The sequence below is a fragment of the Methylotenera sp. E1MeOHC1 genome, assembly GCF_058745595.1.
Window position 1 is genome coordinate 720976 of sequence record NZ_CP196025.1, and the last position, 15655, is coordinate 736630.

The window sequence follows — 15655 nt, forward strand, 5'->3', positions numbered from 1 at the left end:
ATGTTGCATTTTAATCTACATAAACTGACCCTATGCTAACAACCCTCGCTTTTATACTGACTATAGGCATTGTGGTCACTGTGCACGAGTATGGCCACTTTCAAGTTGCTAGGTGGTGTGGTGTAAAGGTGCTTAAATTTTCTATCGGCTTTGGTCAGCCACTCTGGAGTAGAAAGTTTGGTAAAGATCAAACCGAATATGTGATTGCAGCGATTCCACTAGGTGGATACGTGAAAATGCTCGGGGAGGGGCCACTATCTGAGGCATCGCAGACTAGCGATCAGGAGATGTCGCGCGCGCTAAATAGGCAGAGTGTAGGCAAACGTATGGCTATCGTATTAGCTGGACCATTTGCCAACTTGTTACTTGCAATCTTTCTGTACTGGGTTTTATTCATGGCTGGTGTTGTCGGAATCAAACCAGTCGTCGGTAAGCTAGTAGAAAACAGCCCTGCAGCTCAGCAGAACCTACAAGCTGGTGAAGTTATTCAAAACATCAATCAGCAAAGCGTAGTTAGCTGGCAAGATGCGCGTTGGGTGTTGTTAAAGGAGTCGCTCAAAAAGACTGCTATTGAAGTGCAAACGGTTAATCCACAAAATGAAATCAAGTCTTACCATCTCAATGTATCAAACATTAATCTAGAGGATGAGAAACAAGACGTATTGGAAAAAATCGGATTTGTGGTTGCAATGCCTGTCATCCCAGCTGAAATTGGAGAGGTGGCTGCAGGCAGCCCTGCAGAGAAAGCAGGATTAAAAACTAAAGATTTAGTGCTGGAGCTCAACCAAGTAAACGTAAGTGATTGGGAAGCCTTCGTTAAAGAAGTTAGAGCGCATCCTGAAGTGCCGATGACATTAGTGGTGCAACGTAACGGTCAGCCAATTAAGCTTAATGTCACACCTGAAGCGATTGAGGAAAAAGGCGAAAAAATAGGCCGTATTGGTGCTGGCTTTAATACGCCACAGAGTGAGTTAGACAAATTATTCATCACAACGCATTATTCAGCTCCTAGTGCATTGTTAAAAGCGGTAGAGAAAACATGGGATACCGCTACATTTAGCTTGAAGATGCTCGGTAATATGGTGCTAGGTAATGTATCTTGGAAGGGCATGAGTGGCCCTGTTACTATTGCCAGTTATGCAGGGCAAAGTGCAAATATGGGTGTTAAAGCCTTTATAGGCTTCCTTGCGCTGATCAGTATTAGCATCGGCGTGCTCAATCTCTTACCGATTCCCATATTAGATGGTGGGCATTTCATGTATTATATGGTTGAATTTTTTACAGGGCGCCCTGTATCTGAAGCCGTCATGAATGTAGGACAAAGAATAGGCGTGCTGATTCTCACATTTATGATGGTTTTAGCGTTTTATAACGATATAAATAGATTAATAACAGGCTGATTGAATGGCAATTCAAAATTTGAAACACCCTAAATTAAAACTTAAATCTATGCTGTTGCTGGTATCTAGCTTATATGCTGGTTCAGTAATGGCACTTGAACCATTTCAAGTTAAAGATATTCGAGTAGAAGGTATTCAGAGAACAGAAGCTGGTACTGTGTTTAGCCATTTACCTGTTAAAGTTGGCGAGATTATGGACGATGATCTTGCATCACAAGCCATTAAATCTCTATATAGCACCGGTTTTTTCAAAGATGTACGTATTGAAGCGGAAAATGATGTGCTGATTGTCACTGTGCAGGAGCGTGCCGCCATTGCGCAAATTGAGTTCAGCGGTAATAAGTCATTCCCAACGGACAAAATGAAAGAGGGCCTAAAGCAAGTTGGTATTGCTGAGAGTCAAATCTTTGATAAGTCACAACTAGACCGCGCAGAGCAGGAAATTAAACGACAATATTTATCGCAAGGTAAATATGGCGCTACTGTAAAAACTGTAGTGACGCCATTAGAGCGCAATCGTGTGGCCGTACGTTTTGATATTGAAGAGGGTGCTGTTTCTAAAATTCGCGATATTAATATCGTTGGTAACAAAGCCTATACCATTGAAGATCTTCGAGCACAGTTTTTACTAACAACACCCAATTGGATGAGTTGGTGGAATAAAGATGACCAATACTCCAAACAAAAGTTAAATGCCGATTTAGAAACCTTACGCTCGTTTTACATGAACCAAGGCTATCTTGAGTTTAATATTGACTCAACGCAGGTTTCAATTACCCCGGATAAAAAAGACATCTACATCACCATCAATATTACTGAAGGCGAAAAATACACCATTTCAGAGGTGAAGTTAGCCGGTGAAACCTTGGTGCCTGAAGATGAGCTGCGTCAATTGATTCAAGTACAGGCGGGAGATACGTTCAGCCGTGAAAAAGTGACACAAACGAGCAAAGCGATTAGTGACAGATTAAGTAATGATGGTTATGCATTCTCAAATGTGAATCCAGTACCGGATATCAACAAAGAAAAACACACCGCTGCATTTACCTTTTTTGTTGACCCAGGCAAACGCGTATATGTAAGACGCATCAATGTGGTAGGCAACACACGTACCCGCGATGAAGTAATTCGTCGTGAAGTGCGTCAACTGGAATCTGCCTGGTATGCGTCTAATAAAATTAACCGCTCAAAAGAGCGTATTACACGTACCGACTTTTTCTCTGACGTCAATGTAGAAACCCCCGCCGTAGCTGGTACTGCTGATCAGGTTGATTTGAATATTAGCGTGACAGAAAAATCTACGGGTAGCGTGCAGTTTGGTGCGGGTTTGTCTAGTAACGAAGGTGTGGTTTTCGGTATTACTGTCAATCAAAACAACTTCCTAGGTACGGGTAACCGTGTCAGCGCGCAGGTGAATACTGGTAAAGTTAATACGACTTACTCGCTTTCTTACACCGACCCTTATTTCACACCTGATGGCGTAAGTCGCGGTATCGACTTATATCGTCGTGATGTTAATACCAGTTCGCTAAACATTGGTACTTACAACACCTCATCATATGGTGGCGGCGTTAGATTTGGTATCCCATTAAATGAGCGTGATGGTATTAACTTTGGCCTTGCTGCTGACTTCACATCAGTGGACTTGACCTCTCAAAGCCCGCAGCAATATAAAGACTTCTGCGAAAAAGCGAGCGGTTGTACCAGTAACTCTATTGTCGCAAGCGCAGGCTGGACACATGACTCTAGAGATAGCATCATGTTTACCACCAAAGGTGTATTGCAAAGACTGTCTGGAGAAGTTTCTATCCCAGTACTTGATTTAGAGTACTACAAAATTGACTATAAGCATGCATGGTTTAAAGAATTGTTTACTGGCTACACCTTGATGTTAAACGGTGAGATTGGCTATGCTGACTCATACGGCAATAAAAACTATCCATTCTTTAAAAACTTTTATATGGGTGGCGTAAACTCTGTCAGAGGTTATACCAATGGTTCATTGGGGCCACGTGGTATCGACTCTACAACCGGTAACGATTTTGCTTTAGGTGGCACAAAACGTATGTTGGGTAATGCCGAGTTGTATATTCCAATTCCTGGCTTAAAAGACTCGAAACAATTCAGAATGAGTGCATTTGCGGATGCCGGTAATGTGTTTGGTGTTAATGATTCTTATGATTTTGGTGAGTTGCGTTATTCAACTGGCTTAGGTTTAAGCTGGGTATCGCCGTTTGGTCCGTTGAAATTAGTGTTTGCTAAGCCATTAAATAGTAAGTCTGGTGATAATACGCAGACCATTCAGTTCCAGCTGGGTCAACAGTTCTAGAGAGATTTATACATAATTATATCGAATAAGGGCACTAGCCGCTTATTCGATTAGTTGTCTTATGGCATAATGATGCACACATGTGCAGTACAGCGTTAGGAGAAATTAATTGAGTCAGTTTTTAAAAAGTTTATTAGTTGCAAGTTTAATCACATTCGCAGCAAGTGCTCAATCAGCTGAATTAAAAGTTGGTTATGTACAAGTGGATAAAATCCTGCAAGATGCTCCACAAACAGCTGAGAGCGGTAAGAAATTAGAAAAAGAATTTAGCCCTCGCTCACAAGAGCTTGAGCGTATGGCTAAACAGATTAAAGATATTGAAACAGTGTTAGACAAAGAAGGCTTAACGCTTTCTGAATCTGAGCGTCGCACTAAAGAGCGCGATGCACAAAATATTAAAATTGAATTCCAACGTAAACAACGTGAGTTACGTGAAGATATCAACTTACGTAAAAATGAAGAACTAGGGTCTTTGCAAGACCGTATCAACAAAGCAGTTCAATCAGTATCTGAAGCTGAAGGTTATGATTTAGTGGTGTACAGCGGTGTTGCTTACGCTAGTAAAAAAATTGACATTACAGACAAAGTATTAAAATTGCTTGGTAAGAAATAAGCAGTTTGTTTGATAACGTTATATTTTCGAGCTAAGTATGGGTCAGCAATATTCACTTAACGATATTGTTAATGCGCTAGGTGGTCATGTTGTAGGTGATGGCAGTGTTTTAATCAGTAGGGTATCTTCTATTGCCAATGCACAAGCAGGCTCTATTAGCTTCTTTAATGATGGTAAGTATCAAAAAGCACTGGCTGCAAGTAACGCTAGTGCTTTTATCATGAAAGAAGCACATGCCAGCCTCACGACACAACCAAAGATTATCGTTGATAACCCTTATTCGTACTTTGCAAAACTATCCGCCTTTCTAAATCCGTTAGCCGTCGTGCCTACTGGCGTGCATGAAACTGCCGTCATCCACTCGTCGGCTCAAATCCCAGCCTCTTGTAGTATTGGCCCACTAGTTGTTATTGGGGAAAATGTTACGCTAGGTGAGCATGTGGTTATCACTAGTGGCTGCGTGATTGAAAATGACGTGAAGATCGCAGCAAGAACGCGCTTAGAACCTAATGTCGTGATTAAACACCATTGCGAGATTGGTGAGAACTGCCATATATTTTCAGGCGTGATTATTGGCTCTGATGGATTTGGCTATGCTGAAGAAGCTGGTAAATGGCTTAAAATACCGCAAGTAGGGCGCGTGGTTATTCATGCTAATGTAGATATTGGTGCGAATACTACGATTGACCGCGGTGCGATTGATGACACCATTATAGAAGAGGGCGTTAAGCTCGATAACTTAATTCAAATTGGGCATAACTGTGTCATCGGTGCGCATACTGCGATTGCAGGTTGCGTTGGAGTGGCAGGTAGCGCACGTATAGGCAAGCACTGTAAAATAGGTGGTGCAGCCATGATACTCGGGCATTTGGAGATAGCCGATCATGTCACGGTTTCATCTGGTAGCATGATTACGCGCTCCTTGATGACGGCTGATACATACACTGCACTCATGCCTTTTCAAACACATAAAGCATGGCTAAACACAGCGGCAAAGATTCGTCACTTAGATGATTTTGCGGCAAGAATTAAACAACTTGAAAATGAAATTGCTTTGTTAAAAATAAAGTAATTGGCAGATTTCACAGATTAACAATAAAACTCTTTAAAAGAAGTAAACCGAGATTAATATGACTAATAATGCAACCGCTACTACTAGTATGGATATTCATGAAATTTTAGAGCATTTGCCGCATCGTTATCCATTTGTATTGGTTGATCGCGTGCTATCTCTGGAGTTAGGTAAGGAAATCACAGCCATTAAAAATGTCAGTGTGAATGAGCCTTACTTTCCTGGACACTTCCCATATCACCCAGTAATGCCTGGCGTTTTGATTGTTGAGGCTATGGCACAAGCTGCTGCGATATTGTCGTTCAAGACCATGGACACTAAACCTACCGATGATTCTGTATATTACTTTGCAGGCATTGATAGCGCACGCTTTAAAAAGCCGGTATCGCCAGGTGATCAAATTGTACTAAATGTAAAAATTGACCGCATTCTAAAAGGTATTTGGAAATACTCAGGCGTTGCCACTGTAGATGGTACCGTTGTGGCTGAAGCGCAAATGATGTGCATATTAAAAGCAATTGAAAAATAAGCTATTAATAAGCACCATATCGCATACAAAGAATAAGTGAAGTCAAAATGCATACTGCAAAAATTCATCCAACCGCCATCATTGATGCCTCAGCAGAACTGGATTCCAGCGTTGAAGTAGGGGCATATTCTGTGATTGGGCCGCATGTAAAAATTGATGCAGGCACACGCGTTGCTAGCCATGTTGCAATTAATGGCCCAACCACTATTGGCAAAAATAACCAGATTTTTCAGTACTCATCACTAGGTGAGGCGCCGCAGGATAAGAAGTATAAAGGTGAGCCAACTCTGCTGGAGATTGGCGATAACAATACTATTCGCGAGTTTTGCACTTTTAACCGCGGTACGGTGCAAGATAAGGGCACGACTAAAATCGGTAACGATAACTGGATTATGGCCTACGTGCATATTGCACATGACTGCCAGGTTGGTAACCATACCATTTTAGCGAACAACTCATCGCTTGCTGGTCACGTGGATATGGATGACTATGCGATCTTAGGTGGCTTCACCTTGGTGCATCAGTTCTGCAAAATTGGCTCACATGTCATTACAGCAGTAGGTTCTGTGGTATTTAAAGACATCCCACCCTATGTGACGGCGGCTGGTTACGATGCAAAACCCCACGGCATTAACTCTGAAGGCCTCAAGCGCCGTGGTTTTTCACCTGAGAGTATTTTGCAGATTAAACGAGCATATAAAACGCTTTATCGCAAAGGCTTAACTTTAGAAGAGGCTAAAGTGGAGCTAGAAGCCATGTTATCAAAAACACCAGAGATCGGGCTTTTGACTGATTTTCTGAATGTATCTACTCGCGGCATTGTCCGTTAATCGCGTCATATGGTTAGAATTGGCATCGTGGCTGGAGAAGCCTCAGGTGATCTACTTGGTAGTCACCTGATACAAGCACTTAAACAAAAAAATCCAGATATAGAGTTTGTCGGTATCGCTGGGCCTAAAATGATTAGCGAAGGCGCTAAATCACTTTACCCGATTGAGCGACTGTCAGTACGTGGTTACCTTGAGGTAATTAAGCACTTATGGGGCTTACTAAAGCTACGTCGCGAATTACTCAATCATTTTTTAAGTAATCCCCCTGACTTGTTTATTGGTATCGATGCGCCAGATTTCAATTTTTGGCTAGAGAGAAAGCTTAAAAATAAAGGGGTTAAAACGATTCATTATGTGAGCCCATCTATTTGGGCTTGGCGTAAGAATCGCATCAATAAGATTAAGAAGTCAGTTCACCAAGTTTTGGCACTGTTTCCTTTTGAGCCAGCTTTATACAAAGAGAAGGGCGTCCCTGTCGCCTATGTCGGGCACCCTTTAGCCGACATCTTGCCAATTGAACCTGATGTTGCAGGCGCGCGCGAAATTTTAAAATTAGATGCAAATGCATTAATTGTTGCGATGTTGCCGGGTAGTCGCCAAAGCGAAGTACAACAACATGCAGATTTGTTTGTGCAAACAGCTAAGCAGATTTACGCACAGCAACCTAACTCTATATTTTTAGTGCCATTAATTACACGTGAAACACGCAGTATTTTTGAGTTGGCTATTTTTAATGAGCCTGAGGCCTTGCCAATTCAACTATTGTTTGGTCACGCACATGATGCAATGGAGGCCGCGAATGTGGTCATTGTTGCATCGGGTACAGCAACACTTGAGGCGGCCTTGCTTAAAAAGCCAATGGTGATTACTTACCGCATGTCTAACCTGAGCTGGCAGTTGCTTAAACGTATGCGCTTGCAGCCCTACGTAGGTTTACCCAATATCCTGGCCGAAAAATTTGTGGTGCCAGAGTTACTGCAAGATGACGCAACTGCTGAAAAAATTGCTCAAGCAGCGTTAGATCTAGTCAATGATAAAGAAAAGCTTGCGGCGATTAAAAGTGAATTTACTGACATTCATTACCAATTAAAGCAAAATACAGCTGAAAAAGCGGCTATTGCCGTACTTTCACATTTGAAATGAGTCAAGTTCATTTAATCTGCGGTGTAGACGAAGCAGGGCGTGGGCCTCTAGCTGGCGCTGTGTATGCAGCTGCTGTAGTACTTAATCCAGAAAAACCAATTCAAGGCTTAGCTGACTCCAAAAAACTAAGTGAAAAAAAGCGTGATGCGTTGGCACTTGAAATTAAATCACATGCTTTAGCATGGGGCATTGCCTATAGTACGGTAGAGGAAATTGACCAGATTAATATATTGCAAGCAAGTTTGCTGGCAATGAAGCGCGCCGTTGAATTGATACAAGTTAGTTTAGTTGATATGCAGCCAATGCAGTTGCTGGTGCAGGTAGATGGTAACCAATGCCCTAAAATCAGCTTACCGTGTGAGGCTATCGTTAAGGGCGATAGCAAAGTGCAGGCAATTTCTGCAGCATCAATTTTGGCTAAAACTGCACGAGATGCAGCACTGTATGAATTAGACCAGCAGTATCCTATGTATGGATTTGCACAACACAAGGGCTATCCCACAGCCGCACATATGGCACTATTGCGCGAGCATGGTGTTTCACCTGTACATCGGCGCAGCTATGCGCCAGTGAAGGCCCTCATTCAAGCCAATTAAGCTAACAGTAAGAACACTGTTGGTTTTTTATGCAAATCTGGCAACGCCGATGCTTTCCATTCTTTCACACGCTTTGTGATAATTAACTCATCACTGCAGCTAATATTGCAGGCGATACATAGCCTAGTTTCGCCACTGCATGTGCTAAGTATATCTTCAAGCATATGCTGGTTACGGTAAGGTGTTTCGATAAAAATCTGCGTTTCTTGCAGCTTGGAGCGTTTTTCAATTTCTTTAAGCTGAATAACGCGTGCGGCTTTATCGCTAGGTAGGTAGCCTAAAAAGGTAAAGCGCTGCCCATTTAGGCCACTTGCCATTAAGCTGAGTAGAATAGAAGAGGGGCCGACCAGCGGAGTAACACGAATCCCTTTTTGGTGTGCAAGTGCAGCAAGCTTTGCGCCGGGGTCGGCAATACCAGGGCAGCCAGCCTCGCTCATTAAGCCTACGTCTTTACCTGCGATGAGTGAGTTCAGTAATGCGGGCAACTCTTTATCACTCGTGTGCTCATTTAATGGTTTAAGCACAAGGTCACGTATAGGCTTGCTATGTTTAATGGTACTTAAGAAATGACGTGCAGTTTTCTCATTCTCCACAATAAATTCATCTAACTGCTGCGCGATACTCACCACCTCTGTTGGCAGCACCTTTGTGATGTTGTCTTCCCCTAAGGTGACTGGGATAAAATAGAGTGTTCCTGCTTTTTGATTAATCATTAATATTTCACTTGTACTCGATAACTTAATGTAGCCTTACCTTCTGCAGGTACGTCGATTTTCCACACAGCCGTATTGCTGGTGGCTTTTTGGCTAGGATGGTTTTCTTTGATTATTTTCCAGTCTGCAGGAATCGGTTCTTGTACCGTGACAGAAACACGTTCTTTTTTTGCATTTTTGATAACAATCTCATACGCGCTTTCGAACATACTATTCCCCTTAGCTGGACGTGGTAAGGTTTTGAAGTCAGATTGCTTTTTATCCGCTGTTACATCAAATGCTTCACCAAGCTTAAGACGTACTGTTTCATTTTTAGGTGTATGGTCGATACGGTCTTCACCTACAAATTGTGCATTCCCTAAGCTATCTTTTTTATAGACGCGCATCACACCTTTAGGCAAAGGAATGCCTAATTTTGCAGCTTCTTTGTTATCAAAATCTACAAATACGCCAACTTTTAATTTTTGACCTAAATCGCCATAGCTGGCGTTGTAATAATAGTCAGCACCGCGCAACACTAACTCTTTGCGCGCTGGTACTTGTGATGCAGAAAGCAGGGCCACTTGCTTGGTTTGATTTTCTGCAATCGTGGTTGGCCGATCAAGGCTGTATAAATGGTACTCAAGCAGCGACTCTTCAGCCATAGGCGCCGCAGTGTCAGCCGCCATCTCTAGGCCTTTTCTCATACTCATCGCACGAGGGTAATTATCTTGTACACGGTTAACATCCCCAGCCACTAATTGCAGTTTCGCATTTTGATAACTGGTACCGCTGGTGTTGGTTAGCGTAACCCAGCCAGATAAATCTAAGCTGTCTTCTTTCGGGCTGAGTTCAGCCACATAATCAGCCTTCCAGTCCAAGCCACCAGTTAGGTAACTTAATTCAACTGACTGTTCACCTGCTGTTTTATTATTAAGCTTAGTAATCAGGGTAGGGCGGTCACGTAAATTAACCGGCACATTGTCATACACAATACGCCCAGGCATGCCGGTTTCAATACGATTACCTATTTTCATCACGGTACCGTTGTTTGCAGACAATACAGAAGCTTGTTCGCTGGTTTCTACACCTGTAGCAGGATTGGTACTAATGACTTGTACCATTTTCCCTACATATTTCTCTAGTAGTTTTTGTGGTGTAAGTAAGTCAAAATCAAAGTTTTGTTCTAAAGTATCAAAACTGCCCTTGTGACTAATGCTACGCAATAAAGCTGTTTCTGGCCTGATTTGTGCGCTCACATCACGTAATGCAAGATTATTTAAACCGCTATTTAATTTAACTTTACGCTGATCTTTAACTAGCGCCAGATTGCCATTGTAGATAGTGACTGCAACGGATTGCTGATCATTTAAGCTGCTGGTGATTTCATCTGTATCAGCGGCTATGATATTGCTTGATAAAACGGACAATACGCACAGTACGATCAATTTATATTGATTAGGCATTACAAACTCCTTCTTGGTGAGAGCGGGTAAATGTGGCAACAATAGATAGCATTTAGTTCATTTATATCACGGACACTTGCTCATGATTCAGCATATTAATCAAAGCAATCAGCGGTAAGCCAATCAGCGCATTCGGGTCTTCACCTGTCATTCTTTCAATAATGGCAATCCCTAGTCCCTCTGATTTGGCACTGCCTGCACAATGATAAGGCTGTTCTTTTAACAAGTAACTTTCAATTTGCGCATCCGTTAAATTTCTAAACTGCACGACATAAGGAACAACCGCAGCTTGCATATGCTGCGTTTTTGCGTTGTATAAGCATAATGCACTATGGAAAATAACTTCTCTGCCACGCACCATACGCAGTTGTTTAGTCGCATTGTCGTGATTTAGCGGTTTGCCTAGTTGAGTGTTATCTAGGGTGGCTACCTGATCGCACCCAATCACCAGCGCATCTGTATGCGTAGCACCGATTTTGATGGCTTTATCTTGCGCTAATCTTAAAGCTGTTTCTTGAGGTAACTCATTTTCTAGCGGTGTTTCATCTACGTCCGGTGAGATACAGTTAAAAGGAATCTGTAAGCGTGTTAATAACTCACGTCTGTAAATTGAGGAGGAAGCAAGGATCAGGTTATTGTGCATGATTATCGTAGTAATAAAAAAGCCGACAGTACGTATCCGTCGGCTTAGTCTGTCAATTAAAGTTTGTTAATTAAACATCTCTTATTCAGGTTGAATTTCAAGTAGAGATTCGTCCGGAGTGACTGTGTCGCCTTTAGCTGCATGGATAGCCACCACGATACCTGTGGTTGAAGCCTGGATTTCATTTTCCATTTTCATGGCTTCAATCACCAAGACGCCATCACCAGCCTTTACTTTGTCGCCAACGTTTACCTTAATCGCAACGATAGTACCTGGCATAGAGGTCGTTACATGACCTGGGTGAGAAGGGCGAGGGCGACCGCTACTTGTATTGCTGGCTACTTTTCTTTTACCACCGCTACTTGCGCTACCGTCGTTAGAAATCTCAATTTCACTTAAGGTTTCAACAATCACTTCTTCAGCGATACCGTCAATAGACACAAAATAAGGACGCTGCTCTTCGCCAGCGTGGCCGCTACCAGTTACATTGATATGGAATGTTTCGCCATGCAATGTCACTTTAAATTCATTTGGCGCAAATCTTGGGCCACTAGATTTAATTGAGTTTTTATCTAGCAACACTTCAGGCACTAATGAACCTGCATTACGCTCTTGTAAATAAGTTTGACCAATATCTGGGAACATTGCATAAGTCAGCACATCTTCTTCAGACTTAGCAAATCGCTCGGCTTCATTGCTTAATCTCGCCATTTCTGGCTTGAGTAAATCAGCTGGTCTGCAGCTAACTACTTCAGCATCACCCACAGCTTGTTGCTTGATTGCCTCGTTAACAGCAGCCGGTGCTTTTCCGTATTGACCTAAGAAGTAGTTTTTAACTTCATTAGTAATTGATTTATAGCGTGCGCCAGTCATCACATTAAGCACAGCTTGCGTGCCTACGATTTGCGATGTTGGTGTCACTAAAGGAGGGTAGCCTAGATCTTCACGTACTCTAGGGATCTCTTGTAGTACTTCATCCATGCGATTAAGTGCACCTTGCTCTTTTAGCTGGTTGGATAAGTTTGAGATCATGCCGCCAGGAATCTGGTTAACCAGAACTCTGGTATCAACGCCTGTAAATTCACTCTCAAACTGCCAGTATTTCTTACGCACATCTCTGAAGTAGGCAGTAATTTCCTGTAGGGCAGCTAAGTCTAAACCTGTGTCGTATTCAGTGCCTTGTAATGCAGCCACTAAACTTTCAGTAGACGAGTGGCTAGCACCTTCACCAAAAGATGAGTTGCAGGTATCGATAATGCTCGCACCGGCCTCAATGCCTTTAAGCAAGCTCATTGCAGACAAGCCTGAAGTAGCATGGCTATGCAATTGAATTGGCAAGCTCACTGCACTACGCAACGCCTTAACCAAATCACCTGTTCCTTGAGGTGTAAGTAAACCAGCCATGTCTTTAATTGCGATTGTGTCGCAACCCATGGCTTCTAATTCTTTTGCTAACTGAACAAAATAGTTAACATCATGTACAGGGCTTGTTGTATAAGCAATTGCACCTTCTGCATGTTTGCCTAGTTTTTTAACAGCCTCAACCGAAGTTTGAATGTTACGCAAGTCATTCATTGCGTCAAAAATACGGAAAACATCAACACCGTTATCTGCTGATTTCTGCACAAAAGCACGAACTACATCATCAGAGTAGTGACGGTAACCTAACAAGTTTTGACCACGTAGCAGCATTTTAATGCGGCTGTTAGGTAACGCTTTACGTAATTTAGCAAGGCGCTCCCAAGGGTCTTCTTTTAGAAAACGTACACATGCATCGAATGTTGCACCGCCCCAAGCTTCAAGCGACCAAAAGCCGATAGCATCGAGCTTTGCACAAATTGGTAGCATATCATCAGTGCGCATGCGGGTTGCTATAAGCGATTGGTGACCATCGCGTAAAACTAGTTCAGTAACAGATACTTTTGCCATATTTTTAATCTATCAATCTAAGGTTAAAGTTAATTTTTAATACTCGAAAATCTTGTTAAATACCTTCGTGCGCTGCAATTACCGCTGAAATCGCTGCTGCGATTAATTCTGGCGGAATTTCATTAGCATAGTTTGCTAATTCTGGATGCATCTCTACAAAGCTGGTATTAAACTCGGCAGCCCTAAATTCTGGATGCTTAAGAATCTCTTGATAATAAGGGATAGTCGTTTTTACACCGTAAATAATCATGTCGTCCAATGCACGACGACCACGCTCGATCACGCCTTCCCATGTGAGTGCCCATACCGTCAATTTTGCACACATGGAGTCATAATATGGCGGTATTTCATAGCCGCTAAATATGGCAGCATCCATACGCACACCCGGGCCACCAGGCGCATAGTAACGTGTAATTTTGCCAAAGCTTGGCAAGAATCCATTTTTAGGGTCTTCCGCATTGATACGGAACTCCATCGCATAACCTCTAAAGGACACGTCTTTTTGTTTGTACTGTAAAGGCAGGCCATAAGCCACGCGGATTTGTTCCTGCACAATATCAATACCTGTGATCGTTTCCGTCACGGTATGTTCCACTTGTAAGCGTGTATTCATTTCCATGAAGTAGAACGTATTGTCAGAATCCAGCAAGAACTCAACTGTACCCGCGTTTTCATATCCAACTGCTTTGGCTGCTTTTACTGCTAATCCGCCAATATACTCGCGCTGTGCTTGTGAAAGCTGCGGTGATGGCGCAATTTCAATTAACTTTTGGTTGCGGCGCTGTATTGAACAGTCACGTTCAAATAAATGGATAGCATTGCCTTGAGAGTCAGCCAGCACCTGCACTTCAATATGACGCGGCGATACCACACATTTTTCAATAAACACTTCAGGTTTACCAAAGGCCTTGCTTGCCTCACTAATCACGCGATCATAATTGCCTAACAGCTCTTTTTCGCTGTCACAACGGCGAATACCGCGACCACCACCGCCATTTGTTGCTTTAAGCATCACTGGGTAGCCAATTTTGCTGGCAAGTGCGACAGCTTCTTCTAAATCTTTTAAATTACCATTACTACCAGGGGTACACGGAATGCCTGCTTTAGTCATAGCATTGCGCGCTTGAATCTTATCGCCCATTTGGCGAATAACGTCAGCATTAGGGCCAATAAATTTAACACCACGACGTTCACAAATCTCTGCTAACTCTGGATTTTCAGACAAAAAACCGTAGCCTGGATGCAACGCGTCGCAACCAGCAGCCACAGCTAGGTTAACAATATTATGTGCATTTAGGTAACCGGCAACAGGATCGGCACCGATATGATAAGCTTCATCTGCTTTTTTAACATGTAAAGCCTGACGGTCTGCATCTGTGTAAATCGCAACAGATTTGATGCCCATCTCAGAGCATGCGCGCACAATACGTACTGCAATTTCACCGCGGTTAGCAACTAGAATTTTTTTGAACACGTAGGTAAGCCTTAATTTTATTAAATATCGTTACAAAAACAGTGCAATTGTAACATGGGAGCCTTGATTGCTAAATCCCTAGCGCAAATTTAAGCACTAAATTCGGCATGAAAAATCAATTTAGCCACCTAAATAACCACTAAATATCTAAAGCATTACCTACACATTTAATGAGCTCGTTAAATACTTTGTCATATGCACTGGGAATTTTTAACCTCTAATGCCCATAATCTAGGATAATTTCATTAAATGTAATTCATCTTAATTAAAAGCTTAATCATGACCAATCAAAACCTCCTAATTGACAACATGGCTTTTGCAGCCCGTGGCGAACGCCTGCAAGCAAAACTTCCACTTTCCGACTTTCCTAGATTGCACGAATTGATTGCATCTCAGCAAATAAAAGCTACCATGAACACAAAGGCAGTCGATGCAGCGGCGCAAGCCGGTGGGATTGAATTTACGTTAGAAGGTGAGAAGAATGTGCTTGGGCAATGCTTCTTGCATTTGACGTTAAATGCAAGCTTGATAACAAGCTGTCAGCGCTGCCTATCCGAAATGCCTTTAACTTTAGCGTTGAACTTTCATTACCTAGTTAGCAGTGTGGATGTGGACGCATTAGAAGATGCTGAGGCGGAGATTGGTGATGATTTCGATATTCAAGAGGTGAGTCAAGCAATGGATGTTAAGTTGCTGATTGAGGATGAAGTGATACTAGCGTTACCAATCGCGCCCGTGCATGAAGGTAATTGCACCCCAGTAGCAATCCAAAGCGGCGAGAAACCCAACCCATTTGCGGCACTGAAAGGCTTAATTAAATCTTAAAATATATAGTATTGGCTGACAAAACTAATGTTTTGTATTATTATTACGGGTTAGTTATTTAGTGTAATCTTAAATTAGTGATGCGTTGTTCATTTTTACGCATCGATTTACAAG

14 protein-coding genes are annotated in these 15655 nt (G+C 42.4%); 9 read left to right on the forward strand and 5 right to left on the reverse strand.

Going from position 1 to position 15655, the window contains the following annotated elements; all coding sequences use genetic code 11:
- Positions 1–32 precede the first annotated feature (32 nt).
- From rseP to rnhB, 8 genes are all read left to right on the forward strand, one after another.
- Positions 33–1400: an RIP metalloprotease RseP gene (rseP, locus tag ACSSU7_RS03210; protein ID WP_492517288.1), complete on the forward strand. Its 1368-nt coding sequence runs from the start codon at positions 33–35 to the stop codon at positions 1398–1400.
- A gap of 49 nt (positions 1401–1449) precedes the next feature.
- Complete coding sequence (gene bamA, locus ACSSU7_RS03215; protein WP_492517809.1) at positions 1450–3729, forward strand: outer membrane protein assembly factor BamA; 2280 nt, start codon at positions 1450–1452, stop codon at positions 3727–3729.
- A gap of 109 nt (positions 3730–3838) precedes the next feature.
- On the forward strand, positions 3839–4342 hold the full coding sequence (locus tag ACSSU7_RS03220; RefSeq protein ID WP_331019180.1) for an OmpH/Skp family outer membrane protein: 504 nt from the start codon (positions 3839–3841) through the stop codon (positions 4340–4342).
- Between the two features lie 37 nt (positions 4343–4379).
- Positions 4380–5414, forward strand: coding sequence for a UDP-3-O-(3-hydroxymyristoyl)glucosamine N-acyltransferase (gene lpxD / locus ACSSU7_RS03225; protein WP_492517289.1), 1035 nt, complete (start codon positions 4380–4382; stop codon positions 5412–5414).
- 58 nt (positions 5415–5472) lie between these two features.
- Positions 5473–5943 (forward strand): 3-hydroxyacyl-ACP dehydratase FabZ, encoded by a 471-nt coding sequence (fabZ, locus tag ACSSU7_RS03230; protein ID WP_015832098.1) that lies wholly within the window; start codon positions 5473–5475, stop codon positions 5941–5943.
- Positions 5944–5990: 47 nt separating this feature from the next.
- Positions 5991–6773 carry an acyl-ACP--UDP-N-acetylglucosamine O-acyltransferase gene (gene lpxA, locus ACSSU7_RS03235; RefSeq protein ID WP_492517290.1) on the forward strand — a complete coding sequence of 261 codons (783 nt, stop codon included), beginning with the start codon at positions 5991–5993 and terminating at the stop codon, positions 6771–6773.
- Between the two features lie 9 nt (positions 6774–6782).
- Positions 6783–7916 (forward strand): lipid-A-disaccharide synthase, encoded by a 1134-nt coding sequence (lpxB, locus tag ACSSU7_RS03240; RefSeq protein WP_492517291.1) that lies wholly within the window; start codon positions 6783–6785, stop codon positions 7914–7916.
- Positions 7913–8512, forward strand: coding sequence for a ribonuclease HII (rnhB, locus tag ACSSU7_RS03245; protein ID WP_492517292.1), 600 nt, complete (start codon positions 7913–7915; stop codon positions 8510–8512). The genes lpxB and rnhB overlap by 4 nt, the downstream gene beginning before the upstream one ends.
- Here the strand turns inward: rnhB and ACSSU7_RS03250 are convergent.
- From ACSSU7_RS03250 to ACSSU7_RS03270, 5 genes are all read right to left on the reverse strand, one after another.
- Positions 8509–9225, reverse strand: a complete 717-nt coding sequence (locus tag ACSSU7_RS03250; protein WP_492517293.1) for an SAM-dependent methyltransferase — start codon at positions 9223–9225, stop codon at positions 8509–8511. The genes rnhB and ACSSU7_RS03250 overlap by 4 nt on opposite strands.
- On the reverse strand, positions 9225–10670 hold the full coding sequence (locus ACSSU7_RS03255; RefSeq protein WP_492517294.1) for a DUF4139 domain-containing protein: 1446 nt from the start codon (positions 10668–10670) through the stop codon (positions 9225–9227). The genes ACSSU7_RS03250 and ACSSU7_RS03255 overlap by 1 nt, the downstream gene beginning before the upstream one ends.
- A 61-nt stretch (positions 10671–10731) precedes the next feature.
- On the reverse strand, positions 10732–11313 hold the full coding sequence (locus ACSSU7_RS03260) for a Maf family nucleotide pyrophosphatase (RefSeq protein WP_492517295.1): 582 nt from the start codon (positions 11311–11313) through the stop codon (positions 10732–10734).
- A gap of 81 nt (positions 11314–11394) precedes the next feature.
- Positions 11395–13242 (reverse strand): sodium-extruding oxaloacetate decarboxylase subunit alpha, encoded by a 1848-nt coding sequence (oadA, locus tag ACSSU7_RS03265; protein WP_492517296.1) that lies wholly within the window; start codon positions 13240–13242, stop codon positions 11395–11397.
- 55 nt (positions 13243–13297) lie between these two features.
- The gene (locus ACSSU7_RS03270) at positions 13298–14716 is read right to left on the reverse strand and encodes an acetyl-CoA carboxylase biotin carboxylase subunit (RefSeq protein ID WP_492517297.1); all 1419 of its coding nucleotides are present in this window, start codon (positions 14714–14716) and stop codon (positions 13298–13300) included.
- Positions 14717–14995: 279 nt separating this feature from the next.
- Between ACSSU7_RS03270 and ACSSU7_RS03275 the strand changes: the two genes are divergently transcribed.
- A complete protein-coding gene (locus tag ACSSU7_RS03275) occupies positions 14996–15541 on the forward strand; it encodes a YceD family protein (RefSeq protein WP_492517298.1) in 546 nt (181 codons plus the stop codon).
- Positions 15542–15655: the final 114 nt, after the last annotated feature.